19 protein-coding genes are annotated in these 22,678 nt (G+C 58.8%); 4 read left to right on the forward strand and 15 right to left on the reverse strand.

The features are described from left to right. Positions 1-72: 72 nt before the first annotated feature. The 11 genes from FGQ67_RS03535 to FGQ67_RS03585 form a co-directional block, all read right to left on the reverse strand. Complete coding sequence (locus tag FGQ67_RS03535) at positions 73-432, reverse strand: DUF3990 domain-containing protein (RefSeq protein ID WP_138340108.1); 360 nt, start codon at positions 430-432, stop codon at positions 73-75. Positions 433-525: 93 nt separating this feature from the next. Next, entirely contained in the window at positions 526-1,116 is a 591-nt protein-coding gene (yihA, locus tag FGQ67_RS03540; RefSeq protein WP_055252447.1) for a ribosome biogenesis GTP-binding protein YihA/YsxC, read from the reverse strand. Between the two features lie 38 nt (positions 1,117-1,154). Then, positions 1,155-1,895 (reverse strand): 5'-methylthioadenosine/S-adenosylhomocysteine nucleosidase, encoded by a 741-nt coding sequence (gene mtnN / locus FGQ67_RS03545; RefSeq protein ID WP_006234870.1) that lies wholly within the window; start codon positions 1,893-1,895, stop codon positions 1,155-1,157. Between the two features lie 78 nt (positions 1,896-1,973). Beyond that, complete coding sequence (locus FGQ67_RS03550) at positions 1,974-2,480, reverse strand: serine hydrolase (RefSeq protein WP_138340110.1); 507 nt, start codon at positions 2,478-2,480, stop codon at positions 1,974-1,976. 20 nt (positions 2,481-2,500) lie between these two features. Continuing rightward, the gene (locus FGQ67_RS03555; protein ID WP_138340112.1) at positions 2,501-3,061 is read right to left on the reverse strand and encodes a hypothetical protein; all 561 of its coding nucleotides are present in this window, start codon (positions 3,059-3,061) and stop codon (positions 2,501-2,503) included. Between the two features lie 262 nt (positions 3,062-3,323). Next, complete coding sequence (gene pflA, locus FGQ67_RS03560) at positions 3,324-4,142, reverse strand: pyruvate formate-lyase-activating protein (protein WP_138340114.1); 819 nt, start codon at positions 4,140-4,142, stop codon at positions 3,324-3,326. Positions 4,143-4,328: 186 nt separating this feature from the next. After that, positions 4,329-5,183 (reverse strand): DegV family protein, encoded by an 855-nt coding sequence (locus FGQ67_RS03565; RefSeq protein WP_249934372.1) that lies wholly within the window; start codon positions 5,181-5,183, stop codon positions 4,329-4,331. A 275-nt stretch (positions 5,184-5,458) separates the two neighbouring features. Next, positions 5,459-6,901: a glycoside hydrolase family 32 protein gene (locus tag FGQ67_RS03570; protein WP_138340118.1), complete on the reverse strand. Its 1,443-nt coding sequence runs from the start codon at positions 6,899-6,901 to the stop codon at positions 5,459-5,461. Positions 6,902-7,002: 101 nt separating this feature from the next. Further along, positions 7,003-8,454, reverse strand: a complete 1,452-nt coding sequence (locus FGQ67_RS03575) for a PTS transporter subunit EIIC (RefSeq protein WP_052044095.1) — start codon at positions 8,452-8,454, stop codon at positions 7,003-7,005. A gap of 45 nt (positions 8,455-8,499) precedes the next feature. Further along, a complete protein-coding gene (locus tag FGQ67_RS03580; RefSeq protein WP_138340120.1) occupies positions 8,500-9,882 on the reverse strand; it encodes a family 43 glycosylhydrolase in 1,383 nt (460 codons plus the stop codon). Positions 9,883-10,066: 184 nt separating this feature from the next. Next, positions 10,067-11,077, reverse strand: a complete 1,011-nt coding sequence (locus FGQ67_RS03585; protein ID WP_225093894.1) for a LacI family DNA-binding transcriptional regulator — start codon at positions 11,075-11,077, stop codon at positions 10,067-10,069. 468 nt (positions 11,078-11,545) lie between these two features. Between FGQ67_RS03585 and FGQ67_RS03590 the strand changes: the two genes are divergently transcribed. Next, positions 11,546-12,835: an IS110 family RNA-guided transposase gene (locus tag FGQ67_RS03590; RefSeq protein ID WP_171025179.1), complete on the forward strand. Its 1,290-nt coding sequence runs from the start codon at positions 11,546-11,548 to the stop codon at positions 12,833-12,835. Positions 12,836-12,955: 120 nt separating this feature from the next. Here FGQ67_RS03590 and grcA3 read toward each other — a convergent pair whose 3' ends face one another. From grcA3 to FGQ67_RS03610, 4 genes are all read right to left on the reverse strand, one after another. Continuing rightward, positions 12,956-13,207, reverse strand: coding sequence for an autonomous glycyl radical cofactor GrcA3 (gene grcA3, locus FGQ67_RS03595; protein WP_117746636.1), 252 nt, complete (start codon positions 13,205-13,207; stop codon positions 12,956-12,958). An 85-nt stretch (positions 13,208-13,292) separates the two neighbouring features. Then, a complete protein-coding gene (pflB, locus tag FGQ67_RS03600) occupies positions 13,293-15,344 on the reverse strand; it encodes a formate C-acetyltransferase (protein WP_055310750.1) in 2,052 nt (683 codons plus the stop codon). A gap of 464 nt (positions 15,345-15,808) precedes the next feature. Next, complete coding sequence (locus tag FGQ67_RS03605; RefSeq protein WP_138340124.1) at positions 15,809-16,828, reverse strand: 2-keto-3-deoxygluconate permease; 1,020 nt, start codon at positions 16,826-16,828, stop codon at positions 15,809-15,811. A gap of 110 nt (positions 16,829-16,938) precedes the next feature. Beyond that, entirely contained in the window at positions 16,939-17,688 is a 750-nt protein-coding gene (locus FGQ67_RS03610; protein WP_006234857.1) for an SDR family NAD(P)-dependent oxidoreductase, read from the reverse strand. A gap of 248 nt (positions 17,689-17,936) precedes the next feature. Between FGQ67_RS03610 and FGQ67_RS03615 the strand changes: the two genes are divergently transcribed. From FGQ67_RS03615 to FGQ67_RS03625, 3 genes are read left to right on the forward strand one after another with little or no spacing between them, the layout of a single operon-like run. Then, positions 17,937-18,386, forward strand: a complete 450-nt coding sequence (locus tag FGQ67_RS03615; protein WP_050766108.1) for a MarR family winged helix-turn-helix transcriptional regulator — start codon at positions 17,937-17,939, stop codon at positions 18,384-18,386. Then, the gene (locus tag FGQ67_RS03620) at positions 18,383-20,749 is read left to right on the forward strand and encodes an ABC transporter ATP-binding protein (RefSeq protein WP_138340126.1); all 2,367 of its coding nucleotides are present in this window, start codon (positions 18,383-18,385) and stop codon (positions 20,747-20,749) included. The genes FGQ67_RS03615 and FGQ67_RS03620 overlap by 4 nt, the downstream gene beginning before the upstream one ends. Continuing rightward, complete coding sequence (locus tag FGQ67_RS03625; RefSeq protein WP_099432176.1) at positions 20,749-22,605, forward strand: ABC transporter ATP-binding protein; 1,857 nt, start codon at positions 20,749-20,751, stop codon at positions 22,603-22,605. The genes FGQ67_RS03620 and FGQ67_RS03625 overlap by 1 nt, the downstream gene beginning before the upstream one ends. Positions 22,606-22,678: the final 73 nt, after the last annotated feature.

The raw sequence follows: 22,678 nt of genomic DNA on the forward strand, positions 1-22,678 counted from the left end.
AAGTCATAGATGCGGGCGTGTTGGCTAAAATGGGTCGGCCGGGATTGGTCAATCTCGGCCGACTATATTTGGCTAAATTATTCCGACGCTAACAACGTCATAGGGAGAAATATCAATCAGGCAGTTATCCAGCAGATAACGAAGCCCCTCGCGTGCTACTGGCGTTGAAACATTAAACTCTCTGTTATTCGCCAGAATTGCAAGCCAGTTGAGAATCGAGAACTCACCTGATTCCAAATCCAAAATCGCAAGGCCATCTAAATCAAGCTCATATCGATTGGCAATGCCATCAGACTCGGTCCGACATGCCCACTCCATTGCCATTTCCTCATGCGGTGTGCAATAAAACCCGCGCCCATAGTCATTGAATTGCCTGCATTTATCCAACGATGGATGCTCGACAACAACCTCCGACCCGTGCCAAAGCTCCATATCGACCTCCTAAAAAATATCACCCCAGTGATAGTTTACCAATAACTATCACTGGGGTGATATGAACGGGGGCTTTTGACGGTTTAACCCTGACTAGAGGCAGGCTTCGGCGATGCGGCGCTTGAGTTCGTCGATGCCGGTGCCAGTCTGGGAGCTTGTAATGATTACGTTCTCGGCCGGGACGTTGAGCTGCTTCTTGATGGCTGCCGCCTGGCGGGCCTGTTGGGTGCGGCTGAGCTTGTCGGCTTTGGTGAGGCAGACGATAAAGTTGAACTCGTTGCCCTGCAGGTAGTCGATCATGTCATGGTCGAGTTTACTGGGGTCGTGGCGAATGTCCACCAGCGACACAACCAGGTTGAAGCTGCGCTCGGAGTCGAAGAAGTCGCCAATGAGCTCGGCCCAGCGGTCACGTTCGGCCTTGGAACGACGGGCGAAACCGTAGCCCGGCAGGTCGACGAAGTGCACATCGTCAGCCTCAAAGAAGTTGATGTTGCTCGTCTTGCCCGGCGTACTCGAAACCTTGACCAGGTTCTTGCGGCCAAAAAGCTTGTTCATAATCGACGACTTGCCCACGTTGGAGCGGCCGACAAAGCTCACCTCGGGGCAGGTGGACTCGGGAATCTGCGAAACCTTGCCATAGCTGGCGACGAACTTGGCAAGCTGGTAGTTAATGGAATCGGCCATGGACACTCCTTGGTCGTAGGTTCTTACAAATAGACGCGCTATTGCGCAGCGGCAATGCGGCGGACGATATCGAGCGTGATGTCACTTGCGACACGCGCGTACTCGAACAGATCGAACTCGCGCTCGCAAATTGCATCGTACGCCTCGTCACAATTATCGCTGATAGCGCGCAACACCAGGCAATCGACACCATTTTTGGTTGCGACATGGGCAATTGCCGCGCCCTCCATGCCGACACAATCGGCATGCGTCGCCTCGATAGCGTCGTTGCGCATGGTGGCGCCCGTCACAAAGCGGTTACCCGTGGCAATCGTGCCGACCAGGAACTGCTTGGTGCCCTCGTTCGAAGCGACTGCATTTTTCGAAGCGTCAACAAACCCACGCTCAGCAAGCACGTCGGCGGCAATATCGACCAGCGCGGGCGTCGAGCCAAACTCCTCGAGCCCCGGTGCGGACTCGGCGATAAGCGCGGTATCGGTATCCAGATAGCGTAGGCGTTTGCCAATGACCACGTCGTCGATATGGAGCTTGGGGTTCAAACCGCCCGCAATGCCCGAAAACACAACAGCCTGCGGAGCATACTTGCTAATGAGGTGCTGTGTTGCAGCGGCGGCGTTCACCGTGCCCATGCCCGCCGTTGTGGCGACAACTGTCAGGCCGTCGAGCTCACCGCTCACAACGGTCAAGCCTGCCTCCCGTGCCTCGCAAACGTCGCTCAGCTCTTCCTTAATCTGCATGATCTCTTTTTCGAGCGCACCGATAATCGCGATGGTAGCCATACCATTCCCCAAACCTATACGAAATTCTCAACCAAGGTATGGTACCAGCATTTTGTTTGACCTCGCCAAACGAACACGCTAAGCCAGTGCAGCTCGCGTATCAAACAGAGCCTTTGCAATCGCAGCCGTAACCTCGCTCGAACGGTCACTCCATGGCATCGATGTCATGACGCTCATGACATAGGTACGGCCATCGATGTCGATGAGGCCTGCATCGCATGTCGAATAGTAACCACCCTCGCTAATCCAGCCTGCCTTGTTGCGCACCAAAACCTGCTCATCCGCAATGCCATCGCGAATAAACGAGCGCGATGTTGATGCCAGAAGGCCCGACAACCACTGTGAAGTCTCGGTATCCATGCTCAGATACTCGCTCATCTCGCGCCATAACCTCGCAGAAGTGCGCGGGCAGTAGGTCGGAAAATCACTCATCGGATCCAGTGCCGTATCGTAATCGATGCCAAGACCGACAATCCAATCCTCGTAACCGACACGGTCAAACGCCGCACGTAACGCAATAAACGAATCGTTGTCTGAATAAACGACCGCAGCCTCGATCAAGTCGCGCACCGCCTGCCAGCCCATACTGTAACCACCATACGTGGCTAAAGGCCAATCGAGCGACACCTGACCCGATTCGACCAACGTCTCGCAAATATAGAGCGCATGTAACTGCTCGCTCCATACACCTCGACATCGGCGCTATACGTCACGCCTCTACCGCTCGATAGGTCGTAGAACACTACGCCCACTTCACCCAGCTCCTGCGCCCGGCTCAGGGCATCCTGGAGCGAAGCAAGGCTCTTATCCTCCAAGGTAGGAATCTTGTTATCCACCAACGAGAAGGTCTGAACGGTATCACTCGAAGGGATATCGTTGAAGTCCACCTTCGAAAGTCTCGTCTTGAGATCTGCCGACGCTTTGGACTTTGAAACCTTTTCGTTTTGCAGCTGTACCGTTGACGCATCTGAGCGCACCGTTCGCTCCGAGGCATAGGCTTTAGCGGTAATTCCGAGGATAATAACCGCTAACGCTAACATTCCTATGGCGGCAATCTTCGCCCCGCGAATGCGAGCGTCGGCAAGGCCACGCAAAGACGTGCCCTTCGTCTCATATCTGCTGCTATGCTGCGGCACATACTCATCCCGCGATGCGATGTTTCGCACGTGGTCTCCTGACTGCTACCGTTTATATACGAGCAGCATGATACCGAGCAGGCATTTCTTTCCAAAGATATTCAGCGGCGTTTAAGGTGTCTTTAAAGAAACCACAAGCGTATTTATCCAAATGGCACGATTCTGTTGCGCATCTCACCGCAACCTTGACCAGTCTTTTTGGGACGGGGCTCTTTGGCAATCAACTTGGTGCCCAGGGACATTCATTTAAGTCTGTCCCCAATGAGTGCCTTTGGGGAGCGAAAATGGCTCGCTAGCCGATGGCGTTTTTGAGTTCAGCGCGGCGCTTTTTCATGCCCGTCATGACGGCGTTGCGCAGCTCGGGCATGCGCGCGGTATCCATCTGTGGAACGCCCTCGAGCTTATAGGGAATCCCCAGCTGCTCGTATTTGACGACACCCATGGTGTGATACGGCAGCATCTCCAGGCCGACCACGTTATGCCACGGGGCAATCAGGCGACCGAGTGCCTCGCACTCCTCCACCGTGTCGGTAATGCCCGGCACCACCACGTGACGGATAACGACCTTGATCTTGCGACGTGCAAGCTCATCGCCAAACGCCAGGATGCGTGCGGGATCGCAACCGGTCAGCTTTTTATGCTCAGCCGGATCGGCATGCTTGATGTCGAGCAGCACCATATCGGTCTCGTTGAGAACGGCATCGAACTTCTCGGGGTGGTTGGGGTCAAACGCATATCCGCAGCTATCGAGGCAGGTATGCACGCGGCCATCGGGATTGTTGTGCATTGCACGGAACAGGTCGGCCAAAAACTCGGGCTGCAGGAGCGGCTCGCCACCCGAAACCGTAATGCCGCCGCTGCGATAGAACTCATGGTTGCTCTGGAACTCGTCCATCAGGTGCTCGACAGTCACCATGGTGCCGCCGTTAACAGACCAGGTATCGGGATTGTGGCAATACGCGCAGCGCATGGGACAGCCCTGAACAAACACCACAAAGCGAATGCCGGGTCCGTCGACCGTTCCCATCGTCTCAATCGAATGTACGCGGCCCAGGGCAAACGCGGAGTCCTCGGGACGAGCGTCCACACCCTCGAGCGTCATCTCAGCCATTCCCGCTACCTTGCCTCTCATTGGTTTTAGTTACATAAATGCCAGAGCCATTCTAGCCCATACGCATGATGGTGAAACGGTTTAGTGGTCAATTGAGTTGTTCTATTTGGCCCCACACAAAAGCGGCGGGAAGGTTGTCACAACCCACCCGCCGCCGAGGCAATAGATATCGATAGACGCCAGGCCTTACGCCTTAAGCGTAAGCACCGCGCCGAAGGCGGTCGGGCCGCAATGGCTCGAGATGACGCCGCCGACCTGAGTCCAGGTAATGTCCTTAAAGCCAAGATCGTGTGCATAGACTTCCATGTCGTCGCGCAACTCCTCGGAAAGACCCACCGAATACGCCAGGCCAATATGCGAGTAGTCGATCTCGCCCTTCTCTACCATGTGGTCAATGAAGGCGCGGGCGCACTTGAGCATAGAACCGCGGAACTTCTTGGTCGCCACGAACTTACCGCCCGTCACCTCAATGCAGGGCTTAATCTTGAGCAGATGGGCACCAAGGAATGCGACGTTGGACAAGCGACCGCCCGCCTTAAGGAAGGCAAGGTCCGTAGGAACAAAACCCAGCAACACGCGGTCCATGACGGAGTTCGTAAATGCAAAGATCTCGTCAACGGTGGCATCGGGATGAGCCTCAATATACTTGGCGGTCTCGACGACAACGAGCGACTGGCCCACCGAGACAAAGCGCGTGTCCATGGAGAACACGTAGTCGCGCCCCTGAGCCGCAATCTTAGAGGACTGATGCGAACAGGTCGTGGCCTCGGAATATGCAAGATGCAAAATAGTCGCGTCGGGTTGCTCGGCATGGATGCGGTCGTACACATGCGCAAAATCCGCTGGCGAACAGCCACTGGTCTTGGGCATCACACCAAACTCGTTGCAGCGCGAATAAATCTCGAGCGGATCGATCGAGCCGTCCTCGACGGTCTCGTCACCAATCGTGACATGCATGGGCACGCGCACGATGCCGTAGCGCTCGCAGAGCTCCGGCGTTACATCCGACCCAGACTCAACCACGATTACATACTTGCCCATTCTTATCACGACCCATCTCGACATTGGCTTTTCAATACATGACACGCGCGTCGCGCTGTTGCACAACGGCATCTAAGCGCCAAAGAGACGCCGCCCTTTGCACATAACAAAGGACAGCGTCTCCCTGGAAAACTCCGTGCTTAACTGAGATTTTACACGGTTTATTAAGGAGTGTTACTTATTCCGCAAACGGTCGCTATACGCGATAAACGGTAGTTGACCGCGGCAACTGCGACACATTCCGCCCAACAAGTCCAATCGTGCTCCATGCACGGTTAATGAGCGAGGCGGTAGAAATCCATCGACGCCGCGCCCTCGGCGTGCAGCGCCATCGCCGGAACCGCCGACGAATAGGTACGGCTCGTAAGTGCCGCCTCACCGCCGTTGGCAAAAATCTCGACCATCGTAGTGTCCGAAAGCACGCGCAGGTCGCGAAGCTCGCCGAGCTCAATCGACCTCTGGTCGCGCCCATAGCCTTCGTCACCCATGTCGAGGGTAAGCATCCCGTCCGCATAGCGCACAAAGACACCCTTGCGAATCTCGAGCTCAACCATCTTGGCGCCCTCACAGGAAACCACGAGATCAAACAGGCGGCCCGGCTCCTCAACGGTTTCACCGCCTGTCGTGCGAACGCAGTCGCCGCGCATCCTCTCAATCTCGTGCGCCGGCTGCTGGCAGAGCTTACCATCGTGCATGCTCAGCTCTCGCGGCACCGTCAACGCGCACTGCCACCCGCGCGCCACCGTCGGGTTTTCCGCCGTCGCATCGGGGCAACCCGACCATCCGATCATCAATCGCCGGCCTGCAGCATCCTCAAAGGACTGCGGAGCATAGAAATCAAAACCGGCATCGACCATCGGGGGCATGCCCTTCCCGACGATTTTAAAGCTCGGCGCCTCCCAATCGGCCTCGATGGGGAACCACACGCACTGATGCGGATTGCGGTAACGCCAACCATCGGCAGGCACACCCTGCGGACAGCAAACGAGAATAAGCTCGCCATCAAGCTCAAACAGATCAGGGCACTCCCACATAAAGCCAAACTTCTCGCCCAGCTCAATGCGCGTCGCATAGCTCCAGACCCCTAAATCACGCGAAGTATAGACAAGCACGCAGCCACGGTCGTCTTTCGTACGAGCGCCCAGAACCATGTAGTAGATACCATCGTGCTCAAGGATCTTGGGGTCGCGCACGTGCGTACCGATATCGTCGGGGTAATCGACTGGTCCAACAGCCATGCGCTTCTCGCCCAATTCGTCGGGATTCTCGGCAACCATATGAATCTGGTTTTGCTCACGGCCCGTCAACACGTAGTCGTAATCATCGCGGTCAAAATGCTTGACGTTGCCGGTATAGAAGTAGTGAATCTTGCCATCACGTACAAAGGCAGAACCAGAATACGCTCCGCTCGAATCCAAATCGGAATCGGGGAACAGCACGGGGCCGTGATTCTCGTACGTCACAAAATCCTTTGTCGTCAGATGGTTCCAAAGCACTGGACCGCCATGCGCAGCATCGAACGGATCGTATTGATGATAGATGTGATACGTATCACCAATCTGAACCAAACCGTTGGGGTCGTTGAGCCAGCCAAGCTCAGGCTCCACATGGAACAGAAGCCTATCGGGGTCGGACGCGATGCGAGCCGCCGTCTCATCCTGTCCGACACGCCACTGCTCATAGTCCGCGCGTGTCACCTTGTTTTTTTGATTTAACATCGCCGTTGACTTTCTCGTCTATGGGGAAGGACGCTCGACTCACACGAGTCGAACGCCCTTCCTCAAATGGACTTATCCTCAGATTACACTGAACGGCTCAACTAGAAGCTAACGTCGAAGCCAGCGCCAGCGCCCTCTTCATCGGTGGTCGGCACGCCCTTTGCCTTGTTGTAGGCAAAGATCAAGACGATCGGCACGATAAAGGCGATGAGATTGCCAGCCACATACCACACGAGGGTCTCGGGCGTGACGATGAGCAGGCCAAGCACGCCGGTCAGACCCTGACCGATAGCGCGCACCTCAAAGAGCTTGACGAAGGCACCGCCGCAGCCTGCACCGATGCATGCGCAGATGAACGGAATGATCGAATAGCGCATGTTTGCAGCAAAGATAGCGGGCTCGGAGATTCCGACCAGCGTCGGGATAAAGGACGACATGCAGATGTTGCGCTCTTTGGAGTGCTTCTTGTGAATGAGGTACATACCGATGGCGCCGCCGCCCTGGGCGATGATGGAAACCGACCAGATGGCCTGGATGTAGTTGAAGCCAGTCGTGGCAACAAGGTTTGCCTCGATACCCTGGATGAACTGATGCGTACCGGTAACGACGAGCGGCTGCAGGAACGCGGCGAAGACAAAGGCACCAAAGACGCCCATCCTGTTGTACAGGATATCGATTACGCCGGCGAGGACGTCACCGATCAGGTTGCCGAGCGGGCCGAACACGGTGAACAGGGCAACGTTAGCAAGAATCAGGGTAACGGTCGGGACAAAGACGAACGAAACGACCTCGGGGATGTACTTCTGGGCAATCTTCTCGACCTTGGCCATAAACCAGGCAGTCAGGATTGCGGGGAACACACCGCCCTGGAAAGCAACCATGGGAATGGATAGCGGACCGAAGTTCCAGTACTCAGCACCCGTCGGGTCCATAACGAACGTGTTGCGGTTCATAAGGCTCGGGTGAACCATGACGATACCGACGAGGATGCCCAGGATCGGGTTACCGCCAAAACGCTTGACCGCGCTGTACATAACCAGGACAGGCAGGTAGTCGAACGTGGTGGCGATAATGGCAAAGAAGCTTGCGAGGTTCTTGAGGAACTCGCTGTGATCGGCGAGGCTGCCCTCCATGCCAAAGAGGCCGTTGGCAACGATCAGCGACTTAAGGCCGATGATGATTGCAGCGCCGACGAAGGCGGGAATGATGGGGATAAAGATGTCCGAGAATACCTTGAGGACCGAGAAGAACTTGCCCTTCTTGTCCGCCTCGGCGCCCTTGACCTCGGAAGCACTGATCTCCTTAACGCCCGTCAGAGCCATAAACTCATCGTAAACCTTGTTGACGGTACCGGTACCGAAGATGATCATGAGCTGGCCGCTGTTGTACAGCACGCCCTTGACGCCATCGATGTTCTCGAGCTCGGCCTTGTTGTATTTGCTCGTATCCTTGAGCACCAGACGCAGACGGGTCACGCAATGCGTGGCGCCCTCGATGTTCTCCAGTCCGCCGACGTTGTCGACGACTTGCTGGGACACTGCCTTGTAGTCCATGTTCCTCTCCATTCCTTTTCTAAATCATAAAACGGTTCGTTGCCGCTACAGAGACGCGATCGTTGCGTTTGCGCACTTGAGCGCACCGTCGGTGACGGTAAGCGCCACACCCTGGCCCTGCTTGTTGCAGAAGCGAGCGTTGAGCGCAACATCATCGACAAAGATGGTCGCGATGTCGTCGTCGACGACCAGACGCACATGGTGAGTGCCCTCGCCCTTAAAGAACAACGGACGCTCGAGGCCCATGTTGTTGACCTGGAACCACGGGTACTGGGGAGCCGGCGTGAACTCGAGCTTGCCCTCGCGCAGGTTGGCGCGGAACTCATAGGCAAGACCAGTCTCGGCGTCCTCGGCGAACTTGACCGAGAAGCCGGCAGCGTTACCGCCGAGCTCAATGTCGGCATCGAGCAAGTAGGTGGAGCCGGCATCCGCGGCGAGCACCTGCTCGACCTTGCCCGACTCGCAGGAAAGCTCAAAGGTCTCGACAGCCTTGCCCTCGCCAAAGGCGCCAAGCATGCTGTCGGGGAGCTTGGTGCCGAGCGTTCCGTCGGCACGCTGAACGATCTCGAGGGGCATAAAGGTGCCACCCCACAGGTAAGAGCTGGGGTCACCGCCCTCGTCACGCGTAGGAACCCAACCAAAGAGAACGCGGCGCTCACCATCAAATGCGGTACGCGCGGCATAGTACGCGCGGCCATCGAAGGAATCGTCCGCAGGAGTGATCCAAGGACCGTTGATAGAGCGAGACATGCGGTAACGGGTCTTGTTGCCATCACTGTACTCGGAGAACACCAGATACCACCAGTCGCCCATCTTAAAGAGATCAGGCATCTCGAACATGGTGTACAGGCCCGGATTCCACCAGTCGCCCTGGAACTCCCAGGTATCCAGGTCCTTGGAGGTGAACTTGACCAGACGACCGGTCATCAGACGCTTGTCCTCGCCCACACGCGTGCCGAGGATGAGCATGTACTCTTCGTTCTCCTCATCCCAAAGCACAAAGGGATCGCGCCAGTTGCGGTCATCGTAACCCTCCCGGGGCGGAAGCAGCGTCTCGGCGATGTTCTTCTCCCACTTGACGGCGTCGTCACTCGTTGCGTGAAGAAGAACCTGCTTCATCAAGCGTGCCTTGACCTTATCGCGATTGCAACCAGTGTAGAGCGCATGGTACTTGTCGCCCACCTTAAACACCGTGCCGGCATAAACATACTGGTCGACTTCCTCGTCGCCGCCACGCTCAAGGCTCTCGCCAAAGTCTTTGTAATTGACGAAGTCCTTGGTTGTCGCGAGTGCCCAGCCAAACGGCTCTCCGAAAGGTCCGGGGTTTCGCGTGTCACGCTGATGATAGAGATAGAACGTGCCGTCCTCGCCGTACGGCATGATGTCGCCTACCCAAATTCCCTCAGGCTGGTAATACACCTTGTGCATCCGAGACTTCCTTTCTCACGAGATACTAACTCGGTACAACTGCAAGATATGTCAATCGTTTTCATATGTCAAACGTTTTCACACCAATACGTCTTTTCGCAGTTCCAGTCGTCGGCAAACGGTTGACATATGCCGGCGAACGGTCATCAGAGGTGTTTGAGGAATTCTTTTGGCACGGGATGAACTACGCGGTTTTACCCTCAATGAGTTCAACGGGGAGCTTGATATTCGATTCGGGCTTTTCGCCGTTAATAAGAGCAATGATGGATTGCGCCGCGAGCTCTCCGATGCGATCGATATCTTGGCGTACGGTTGTTAAGTCAGGCATAAACGTCATAGTGCGGCGGGCACCATCCGCGCCCACGACCTTAATATCGCCCGGAGCGCTCAAGCCGCGCTGCTTCATCACGTTAAGACAGATAGCCGCCATCGTGTCGTCTCCCGCAAAGATGCCGTCAATATCGGGGTTCTCATCGAGGATCTTCGCAACGACCGCGCTCTTTTCGTCGTCGGGCTTAACGAACTCAACCTCACGGACAAGCGCGGGCAAACCGGCCTGCTCAACAACATCGAGGTAGGCATCGGTACGCTTATTGGCAGGCATGCGCATGCGGCTATTGCTGCGCAGGCACAGGATGCGTGAACATCCGTCATCGATCAGGCGACGCGTGGCAAGTTCGCCGATGCTATAGCTGTCGCTCGCAATCTGAACAGAGGCTTCGCCAAGGTCGCAGTCGATACCAACCAGACTCAAGCCCATCTCGGCATACGCCTCGGCACCGATATTAAGCGAGTTGACGATGACGCCATCAACCATATTGCGTCGAAGCATGTCGATATAAGAGCGCTCAAGCTCGGGTCGATTGGCGCTATTGCACAGCAGCATCTTAAAACCGTTTTCGGCCAGGGTATGCTCAATGACTTGAACCACTTGGGCATGAAACGGACTGCTGACATAGGGGACGATCATACCGATAAGATTCAGGCGACCGTTGAGCATGGCACGGGCGATATCGTTGGGCGTATAGTTGATGCGCTTCATCGCGGCATGGACCTTATCGCGGGTCTCTTGGCTAATATAGCCGCGATTATTAAGCACGCGAGATACCGTAGTAGGCGAAACCCCCGCCACCGCCGCAACTTCCTTGATGCCAGGCTTAGCCGTATCCTTAGAACGAGCACTCTCGCGAGCCATAGCACCCTCCCCCATCAACATGTCATACGTTTACATACGAACAAAGCATACCCCAACAAGAGCGGGAAGACGGTAACAGTACAAGTAAGTAAACGACTCATCCAAATAATTAGGAGAGTTCCGCCTAAAGGGTGACTCCAAAGGACCCCACATGGCCGGTTTTGGGTTATTTTCCAAAACATCCCGCACTGATATCTTCTGTATTGAAGACGTCGATGATGCACCCGTATACCATTGACGTCGACACCATCAGATGCGGACCGCGCGGTGACCCCACATTCCGCTGGCGCCCACAGGGCTGCCCTCGTTTCCTGACATGTCCCGCGCGGGCCGCGGCGAGCCGAGACCGCCGCATGACCTAATAGGAGCATGGAGCGATACCGCGGACCCGAACAACCGCATTCTATCGCGCCCCGTCAGTGTGCCGTCTGCCCGGTCCAGGCGAGCACGGAAAGAACGGAGCGAGACATGAGAACCGAATCGACACCCGGCGCCCGCGGGCCGGTCTTCTGCGGGGTCGACACCCACGCCGACTCGCACTGGCTGTGCGTCCTGGACTGGAGGGGCCGCAGGGTCCTGTCCCGCCGGTTCCCCGCCGACGCGGCGGGCTACGAGGCGCTCGCCGGGGCGATCGCGGCGGCCGGGGAGCCGGCCTGCGTCGCGATGGAGGGGACGTCGTCCTACGGGGCGGGCCTCACCAGGCACCTCGCGTCGCTGGGGATGCCCGTGCGCGAGGCGCTCTCCCCGGCGAGGACGCAGAGGAGGCGCCCGGGGCAGGGGAAGTGCGACGAGTCGGACGCGGAGAGGGCCGCCCGCGCGGCGATGTCCGGCTCGAAGCTCGGGACCCCCAAGAGCCAGGACGGGTGGGTCGACGGGGTGCGCTGCATGCTCGCGGCGCGCTCCGGAGCGGTGAAGGCGCGGACCTCGGCGATCAACACCGCGAGGTCGCTGCTCACCACCGCGCCGGAGGGGCTCAGGTCGAGGTTCCGCGGCATGGGAGGGCCGAGGCTGATGGAGGAGCTCCCCTCCGTGCGCTCCGAGGGCGCGCTGGGCGCCGCGCTCGGAGCGCTGGCGGACCTGTGGGCGGCGGCGCGCGACGCGGCGCTCGACATGGAGCGCGCGATCGAGGCGTCCCTGGAGGAGAACTGCCCCGCGCTGCTGGCGATGTACGGGTGCGGGCCCGTGAGCGCGGCCAAGCTCGCGGTCGCGGCCGGGGACAACCCGGGCAGGCTGCGCTCCGAGGCGTCGTTCGCGGCGATATGCGGGGCCTGCCCCATCCCCGCCTCGAGCGGCAAGACCGTGAGGCACAGGCTCAACAGGGGCGGCGACCGGCAGGCGAACAGCGCGCTGCACGAGATCGCGAGGCAGAGGGTCATGCGCGACCCCGAGACCGCCGAGTACGCCGAGAGGGCCAGGGCGCGGGGGAAGAGCGACAGGGAGGTCATGAGGTGCCTCAAGCGCTACGTGGCCAGGGAGGCGTACCGGGCGCTGATGCGCCCGCACGAGATAAGGAGGCCGGCGGACGCGTCGGAGCTCGTGGCGGCCAGGCGCGCGGCGAAGGTCAGCCAGGTGAGGGCGGCGTCCATACTGGGCACCAGCGAGAAGTACATCTCGATGCTGGAGAGGGGCCAAAGGGAGCTCAAGCCAATAAGGAGGGCCTACGAGGCGTGGGTCGAGGCGGGGCTCCCGCTCAATTGGGACAGGCAGGCGTTCGAGGCCGAGCGCAAAATGGATTCTAAAAAACACCTTGCCAAATAGGAGCGTCAGGACGCAAAGGGCTCCGCCGCGCGAAGCGCGCAGCGGAGCCCTTTGCATGTCCGAGGACGTTTTGGAAAGTAACCCAAGACGGCCCGGCGATCCTGCGGGAGTTAAACCCCTTTAGAACTTGTTGTGGAAGGTACGCGCAATGACCTCGTCCTGCTGCTCCTTGGTGAGCGTGTGGAAGTTCACGGCATAGCCGGAAACGCGGATGGTCAGCTGCGGGTACTTCTCGGGGTGAGCCTGAGCGTCGAGCAGCGTCTCACGGTTGAAGACGTTGATGTTCAGGTGGTGGCCACCCTTCTCGGCGTAAGCGTCGAGCATGTGGACCAGGTTATCGGCCTGAGTCTCGGAAACTTCAGAAACCTTCATAATGTGTCTCCTTCGATTGATAGGCGCCGGCCGAAACCGGTGCGCTAATCAGTAATCGTTATTGTTAGTATAGCACTAACAATAGTTACTCGCCCAGCTGATCAAGGTCGATATCGCCAAAGAACACCTGGTCCTCCTTGCCGAGCGCACTCGGGATGATGGAGAAGGTGTTGGAAATGCCGTCCTGAGCATCGCGGAACGGGAGCTTGGAAACCGAAGACAGCGAAGCGATGGCGCCGTGGCTATCGCGCTTGTGCATGGGGTTAGCACCCGGGGCGAACGGCTGGCCAGCCTTGCGGCCGTCGGGGGTGGAGCCGGTCTTCTTGCCGTACACGACGTTGGAAGTAATGGTCAGAACCGAGGTCGTGGGCACGGAGTTGCGGTAGGTGTCGTTCATGCGGATGTACTCCATGAACTGGTGCACAACGTCGTGAGCGATCTGGTCGACGCGGTCGTCGTCGTTACCGTACTTGGGGAACTCGCCCTCGGTCTCGAAGTCGACGATGATGCCGTTCTCATCACGGACAGGGTGGACCTTGGCGTACTTGATGGCGGACAGGGAGTCAGCCACGACGGAAAGGCCAGCGATGCCCGTAGCGAACCAGCGGTGCACGTGCTTGTCATGCAGAGCCATCTGGATGCGCTCGTAGCAATACTTGTCGTGCATGTAGTGAATGATGTTCAGCGAGTTGACGTACACGCCGGCGAGCCACTTCATCATGTCGTTGTACTTGGCCACAACGTCGTCGTAATCGAGGGTATCGCCCTCGACGGCGCGATACTTGGGGCCGACCTGCTTCTTGGAGACTTCGTCGACGCCGCCGTTGAGTGCGTACAGCAGGCACTTGGCCAGGTTGGCACGGGCGCCGAAGAACTGCATCTCCTTGCCGATGCGCATGGAGGACACGCAGCAGGCAATACCGTAGTCGTCGCCATGATAGACGCGCATGAGGTCGTCGTTCTCGTACTGGATCGAGGAGCTGGCGACAGAAGTCTTGGCGCAGAACTTCTTGAAGTTCTCGGGCAGACGGGTCGACCACAGAACGGTCATGTTGGGCTCGGGGCTGGTGCCCATGTTCTCGAGCGTGTGCAGGTAGCGATAGCTCATCTTGGTAACGAGCGTACGGCCGTCGACACCCATGCCGCCGATGGACTCGGTGACCCACTGCGGGTCGCCGGTAAACAGGGCCTGGTACTCGGGGGTACGGGCAAACTTGACCATGCGGAGCTTCATGATGAAGTGATCCACGAACTCCTGGATCTGCTCCTCGGTGAAGGTACCGTTGGCAAGGTCGCGCTCAGCGTAGATGTCAATGAACGTGGAGGTACGGCCGATGGACATAGCGGCGCCGTTCTGCTCCTTGACGGCAGCGAGGTAGGCGAAGTACATCCACTGGATGGCCTCCTGCGTGTTGGTAGCAGGGTTGGAAATGTCGAAACCATAGGTCTCGGCCATCATCTTGAGCTCGCCGAGGGCGCGGATCTGCTCCTGCAGCTCCTCGCGATCGCGGATGTTGTCGGCGGTCATGACCGTCGGGGTGGAAGCCTTCTGGGCCTCCTTGTCCTTGATCAGGTAGTCGACGCCGTACAGGGCAACACGACGGTAGTCGCCGATGATGCGGCCGCGGCCATAGCCATCGGGCAGACCGGTGATGATGTGAGCCGAGCGGCAAGCACGCATCTCGGGGGTGTAGACATCGAAGACGCCAGCGTTGTGGGTCTTGCGCTCGAAGGTGTAGCGCTCGACAACGTTCTCGTCAACCTTATAGCCGTGCTGGCTGGCAGCCTGGCAAGCGATGCGGATACCGCCGTTGACGTGCAGAGCGCGCTTGAGCGGCTTGTCGGTCTGGAGACCGACGATGGTCTCCTTCTCGCGATGGGCGTTATCGATGTAGCCAGCGGGGTGGCTCACGATACCCGTGACGGTCTTGGTGTCCATATCGAGGACACCGCCCTGCTCGCGCTCCTTAAGCAGCAGGTCGAGAACCTCGCCCCACAGCTCCTTGGTACGCTCGGTCGGGCCGGCGAGGAACGACTCGTCGCCCTCGTAGGGGGTGTAGTTCTTCTGGATGAAGTCTCGGACGTCAACCTCTCCCGTCCAAATGCCTTCCTTGAAGCCTTCCCATGCCTCCTGCATTGTGTAACCACGCTCCTAGTTACGTGTAATGCGGCGCTCTCTCACACCGCTGCTTATTGAATTCTTGAATGTTCGGCTTGCACTACCGGCTTCTTCCGTTCTTCACCACACATTGGTGCAGGGAAAACGTTTGTCCACCTTGGAACTACAACCCAAAACCCAAGATTTCACCCGTTTGAGAAGGATAACATAGCGACCCTCTCCATCTGGGCTGTTATATGTTTCTTTTTTATATCATAAGGGCGTTTTTACAAACCCGCAGGAAATGCGAGCGCGAACAACTACCGTTCACCGATTTGTATGTTATTTTTCCTTGCCTTTGTACGACGTTCGCTCTAGCTGTTATGCCAGCTTTAGCAGGGTAAAGCGTCCCAGAGACCCTACAGAAACTGCAGGGCGGCCACGGAATCCCCCGTGGCCGCCCTGTGGCATGGCTAGTTTTTAGCTTTGATTGCCGCTTGGCATTAGGCGGCTGCGGCGGCCTTGTCGGCCGTTGCCTTGCTATCGCCGTTGCCCTGGCCCTCAAAATGCTTGTAGCACCAGCTGGTGACCAGCGGGGTCAAAATAGCCGTAACGATTGCGCAGGCAGCAACCTGTGCCGTAGCCGTCGCGAGCACCGCACCGCCGTACATGGCCCCGTTGACGCTTGCCATGGCAGCAGGCGTGGCCACATTGGCTCCGGCGCAGCTCGAAATGGCCGCACCTGCGACACCCGTACCACCCGTGAGCTTATCGACCGCGATGACGGGAATTGCAAAGATCACCGAGCAGATCACGCCGAGCAGGATGCCGGGAAGACCGCCGTTGATAAGCTGGCCAAAAGTCATGGTCGAGCCCATGGCAAAGAAGACGAGCACGATGATGGCGGAAAGTGCCGGTGCCATCATCTTCTTAAAGCTGGGGAACAGGTTACCCAGAATAATGCCGACGACGATCGGCAGAATGGCGCCCACGAGCGACCAGCCGATCGGGGCCTGGCCGGCAGCGCCGAGCACGATCATCGTGACCGGAGGGCCGACAACCAGCGTGGTGATGGCGACAGCGCCACGCTCAGCCTCGTTGCCCATGGTACCCATCAGCCCAGCGTACATAGCGTTGTTGGCGCCGGTGCAAGCCGCCAGCATCACCATGGCAGAGATGCCAAACAAGTTGTCGTTGAACACATAAAGGATGAGCAGCGACATGGCAACGACCACGATCTGCTTGACGGCGATGATGATGGCGCCGCGGGCAGCGGCGGCAGGAGCGCTCTTAAACGAAATCGTCGTACCGACGATGAGCAAAAAAGCGCCCACGAGCGGGCCAGCGCCCTGCTGGGTCATGCCAAGCGTAAAGCTGCCGAGCGTTTTGAACAGGTCGGGGAATAGCGTGTTGAGCAGACAGCCCAACAGAAGCGGCACCAAGATATTGGCGCCCGGGATGGAGGACATCTTAAAGAACGGCTCCTTTGCCGCCGGCGCCTCCACCGCAGTCGATTCACTCATATATATATCTCCTTTGGATGCATGCGAATCGTAGCCGCATACGCCTATATCAGAAAGAAGGCGACGGTCCCGAGTCGCAGGAGCCGTCGCCGAATAATCGTCGCGGAGTATTACCCGTCCAGAACGATGCCACCGTCGCAGTCACCGATCTCGCCGTTCACGAAGCTGGCGAGGTCGGAAGCGAAGAACAGCACCATCTGCGCAGGCTCGCTGGCCTGGGCGGCGCGGCCCAGAGGAATACCGTTGATGATACGCTGAGAGTTCTCGTCAGAGAGAATCGAGGTCATATCGGTCAACGTGAGCGACGGGCACACGGCGTTACAGCGGACGCCAAACTTGCCGCCTTCCTTGGCGACTGCCTTGGTCAGGCCGTTGACACCGGCCTTAGAGCTCGCGTAGGCCGCGGTGCCGAGCAGGCCGCCACCGATCTTGCCAGCGACAGAGCTCACGTTGACGATAGTGCCGGCATGGGCCGCCTTAAAGTGCGGGTACACGGCGTTCATCATAGTGAAGGTACCGTTGAGGTTGATGTCGATGGTGCGACGCCACTCGGTGTCATCGATCTCGTCGAACTTCTTGGTGCTGATGACGCCAGCGCAGTTGATCAGGATGTTGGTTTGCGGCAGGTCCGTAAAAATCTGCTCGACGGTCTCGCGCGCCTTGGGTGCATCGGCGACATCGAGCTGATAGAACTTGTTGCCCTCGCCAAGCTCGGCCACCGCGGCCTCGCCCTTAGCAGCGTTCCTTGCGATGAGCGCGACGTGTCCGCCGCCCGCAACGATGCCCTTGGCAATCTCGAGGCCAATGCCCTGAGTGCCGCCGGTAACGATCGCGGTTTTGCCCGTGAAGTCAAATGCCATGACTCCAACCCCCTTGATTCAGGTGTCTCCTTGCGGGAAGTTGGAGCATCGCACGTGGCGATAAATGAGTCCCAGTCGTCATGGTGGTGACAACCCCTCGCCTAACCGCGGGCATAATAGTTCTTTGAAACGCTTCAGCGATTGAATTTTTTACTCTTTATGCGCTCTTTATATTGCCCACTGCATGAGACCCGAATACGCGGGTATCATCTTTCACCGAAAATAGTTTCTAGTGTTAGGGGTTTTCGGTGGAAGATACCGATTTCCATGAGCTTGGGCGTCAGCTCTTTACCGAGTTTGGCAGCATGCACCAGCGCGTTTCGCGCTTTGCCGACCAGGCTCTGGGTGGCGAGATGGCCGTCATGCGCGCCCTCATGCGCGCCGGCGGCTCGCTCACGCCGAGCGAACTCGCCGATCGTGCCTGGGTCTCGAGCGCCCGTATCGCCAATATCCTGCGCGCCCTCGAGGCCAAGGGTTGGGTCGAGCGCGAGCACTCAAAGACCGACCGTCGTCGCGTACACGTCACGGTGACCGACAAGGGATTCCAGGTCATCGAAATCAAACGCCGGGAATTCGAGGACCGCACCGCGGCCTTCCTCGAGCAGCTCGGCGAAACAGATACCCAGGAGATGGTGCGCCTTCTAAGACGTGCCAACGAAATTATCGACCGCAATCAAGAAAGGAGAGATGCCGAGTGAGGATTCTCAAGCTCTTTAAAAAACATATCCTGGCACTGTTCGCAGCTATCGTACTTATCGTAATCAGCTGCAACGCCGATCTGGCGCTGCCTACCTATATGAGCGACATCGTCGACGTGGGTGTGCAGCAAGGCGGCATCGCGTCGCCCGTGCCCGACACCATCCGTGCCGAATCGCTCGACGACCTCGAACTCTTTATGAGCACCAAAGACGCCAAGTCTGTGGAGGCCGTGTTTAGCAAGGCGGACAATAACGGCATTCGAACGTACAAGGGCACCGAGGAGGAGCGCGCCGACGGCGGCAAGATTGCCGACATCATGAGTCTGCCCGAGACTGTCGTCCTTTCGTTCAACCAGGGTATTGACGCCAACTCCATGGGCGACATGATGGGCACGTCCGGTGAAAAAGACAACAGCGGCGCCCAGGCCATGCCCACGCCCGAGCAGACGGCGGCGATGACGCCCGAGCAACTCGCCGAGATGCAGCAGAAGGCCGCAGCGGCGCAGAGCATGCAAAAGCAGATTGATGCCGACGGCGGCAAGATCACCATGAAGAGTATGCGCCTAGGTGTCAAGGGCGGTCTGGTAGACCAAAGCAAGCTCGTCGAGGGCGCCAACGATATGGCGGACAAAATGGGCTCCATGTCGGGCTCCATCGTGACCCAACGCGCCGTGAGCTATGTGCAAGACGAGTACAAGGCGCAGGGCATCGACCCCGCCGACGTGCAGAACGCCTACCTGGGCCGCATGGCGACCACGATGTTTGGTCTGTGCCTGATCTCGCTCGTCGCCACCATCCTGACCGGTGCCGTGGCCTCGCGCACCGCCTGCTCCATCGCCCGCGACCTGCGCCGCGAGACCTTCAACAAGGTTATGCACTTCTCGCCGGCCGAGGTGGGCAAGTTTAGCCAGGCCTCGCTCATCACCCGCTGCACCAACGACATTCAGCAGATTCAGATGGCCGCAACCCTGTTTATCCGCATGTGTCTGATGGCCCCCGTCATGGGCATCGTCGCCGTCATGCGTGTCCTGGCCAACCACACCGGCCTGGAGTGGACCATCGCCGTGGCCATCATCGCGGTCTCGGCCGTCGTCGGCGTGCTTATGGGCCTCACCATGCCCAAGTTCAAAAAGATGCAGAGCTTTGTGGACCGCGTGAACCTTACCGCCCGCGAGCTGCTCGACGGCCTTATGCCCATCCGCTCGTTCAACCGCGAGGAGCATGAGCTCGAGCGTTTTGACAAGGCTTCGCTCGACCTGATGACCACGCAGCTCTACACCAACCGAGCCATGAGCTTTATGATGCCGCTCATGATGCTCGTCATGAACTGCATCACCGTGCTTATCGTCTGGTTTGGCGCGCAGGGCGTGTCCGACGGCGTGATGCAGGTCGGCAACATGATGGCGTTCATCTCCTACACTATGCAGATCGTCATGGCGTTTATGATCCTCACCATGGTTTCGGTCATCCTGCCCCGCGCCGAGGTCGCAGCTGAGCGCGTGGAAGAGGTCATCACCTGCCCCACGAGCATCAACGACCCTGCCTCGCCCAAACTGCCCGCAGCCAGCGCGCCGCGCGGTGAGCTCACCTTCCGCGACGTGAGCTTCCAGTACCCCGATGCCCGCGCCGATGTCATCAGCGGCGTGAACTTCACCACACATGCCGGTCAGATGCTCGGCATCATTGGCTCCACGGGCTCGGGCAAGTCCACGCTCGTGCAGCTGATTCCACGCTTGTACGACGTCACGGGCGGCAGCATTTCGCTCGACGGCATCGACGTGCGCGACATGACCCTTTCCGAGCTGCGCCGCCGCATCGGTTATATTCCGCAGCAGGGTCGTCTGTTCTCGGGCACCGTCGAGAGCAACCTCAAGTTTGCCGGCGACATGGTGAGCGATGATGACATGCGCCAGGCCGCGCGCATCGCACAGGCCGAGGACTTTATCGCCGAGCGTGAGGGCGGTTACGACTCCCCCATCAGCCAGGGCGGCTCCAATGTCTCGGGCGGTCAGCGCCAGCGCCTGGCCATCGCCCGCGCGTTGGCCAAAAAGCCCGAGGTCGTGGTGTTCGATGACTCGTTTAGTGCCCTCGACTACAAGACCGACGCGCGTCTACGCGAGGAGCTGGCCAAAAACGTTACCGACGCCGCGCTCGTGGTCGTGGCCCAGCGCATCGCGACCATCATGCACGCCGACCAGATCATCGTGCTCGACGACGGCCACGTAGTGGGCACCGGCACGCACGAGGAGCTGCTGCGCAGCTGCCCGGCGTACCTGGAGATCGCACAGTCGCAGCTTTCCGCCGAGGAGCTGGGGCTTACCCAAGAAGAAATTGCAGGCGTCATGGAAGGAGGCGAGCGCTAATGGCCGACGAGACCAAGACTCAGATTCCCAAGCCCACCCGCCAGCGCGGTCCCATGGGCCGCATGGGCGGCATGCGTCGCGGCGAAAAGGCCAAGGACTTTAAGGGCACCATGAGGCAGCTGCTCGGCTATATCGGCCAGCACAAGATTGCCGTGTTTGCCGCCGTCGCCTTTGCCGTGTGCTCGGTCATCTTTAACATTGTGGGACCCAAGGTGCTCGGCCAGGTTACGACCAAGCTGTTCGAAGGCCTGGTCGCCAAGGTCAACGGCACCGGCGACGTTGACTTTGACTGGATCGCCAAGACGCTCGGCTTTTTGCTCTGCCTGTATCTGGCGAGCTCTGTCTGCAGCCTCATCCAGGGCTGGCTCATGACCGGCGTCACGCAAAAGATTTGTTACCGCATGCGCAAGGAAATCGCCGCCAAGATTGCCGTCGTGCCGATGAGCTACTTCAACGGCCACAGCAAGGGAGACGTACTCAGCCGCATCACCAACGACGTCGATACGCTGGGTCAGTCGCTCAACCAGAGCGTGACGCAGCTCATCACGTCGGTGACGCAGATTATCGGCGTGCTCGTCATGATGCTTTCGATCAGCCTGCCGCTTACCGGCGTCACCGTGCTCACGCTGCCGGCCGCCGCGATTATCCTGACCGTAATGATTCACTTCTCGCAGCCGTACTTCCGCGAGCAACAGCAGGTTCTGGGCGCCGTCAACGGCATTATCGAGGAGGACTTTGCCGGCCAGAACGTCATCCAGGTGTTCGACCGCGCCGAGGCCTCGATCGAGGAGTTCGACCGCCAAAACGACCGTCTCTTTATTAGTGGCTGGCGCTCGCAGTTCCTGTCGGGTCTGATGATGCCGCTTATGAGCTTGGTGGGCAACATGGGCTACGTGGGCGTCGTCGTGGTGGGTGCACAGCTCGCGCTGACCGGCAATGCCACGCCCGGCGACATTCAGAGCTTTATCCAGTACGTTCGCAACTTTACGCAACCCGTGCAGCAGCTGGGCAACGTGAGCAACACGATGCAGTCGATGGCAGCTGCCACCGAGCGTGTGTTTGAGTTCCTGGCCGCGCCCGAGGAGGAGCAGAAGGCCGACGCGCAGATTCCCGAGAAGCGCCCCGGCCACGTGGAGTTTGACCATGTCAAGTTTGGCTACACGCCCGACAAGACCATCATCCACGACTTTAGCTGCGAGGCGCAGCCCGGCCAGACCATCGCCATCGTCGGTCCCACCGGCGCCGGCAAGACCACGCTCATCAAGCTGCTGCAGCGCTTCTACGATGTGGACGGCGGCTCGCTGCGCGTCGAGGGTGTCGACGTGCGAGACTGGGATCGTGCGGCACTGCGCGGCGAGTTTGCCATGGTGCTGCAGGATACTTGGCTGTTTAACGGCACGATCCGCGAGAACATCCGCTACGGACGTCCCGATGCGAGCGATGCCGAGGTCGAAGCCGCCGCACGCGCCGCACGCTGCGACCACTTTATCCATACGCTCGCCGGCGGCTACGACTTTATGATCAACGAGGAGGGCACTAACCTGTCGCAGGGTCAGCGCCAGCTCGTGACCATCGCCCGTGCCATTTTGGCCGACCGCCCGGCGCTGATTCTGGACGAGGCGACCTCCAACGTCGATACCCGTACCGAGGAGCTTATTCAGCGTGCCATGGATGCGCTGATGCAGGGCCGTACCAGCTTTGTTATCGCGCACCGCCTGTCCACGATCCGCAACGCCGACGTGATCTTGGTAATTCGCGACGGCGACATCGTCGAGAAGGGCACGCACGACGAGTTGCTCGCCCAGGGCGGCTTCTACGCCGACCTGTACAACTCGCAGTTCGACGAAGCGGCGTAAATTCTGCCGCAGGGAACGAATAACGCCCGAGAACGGGGGCGCAGGACAACCTGCGCCCCCGTTTTTGTTCTGC

The organism is Collinsella aerofaciens (assembly GCF_005845035.1).
Taxonomy (GTDB): domain Bacteria; phylum Actinomycetota; class Coriobacteriia; order Coriobacteriales; family Coriobacteriaceae; genus Collinsella; species Collinsella aerofaciens_I.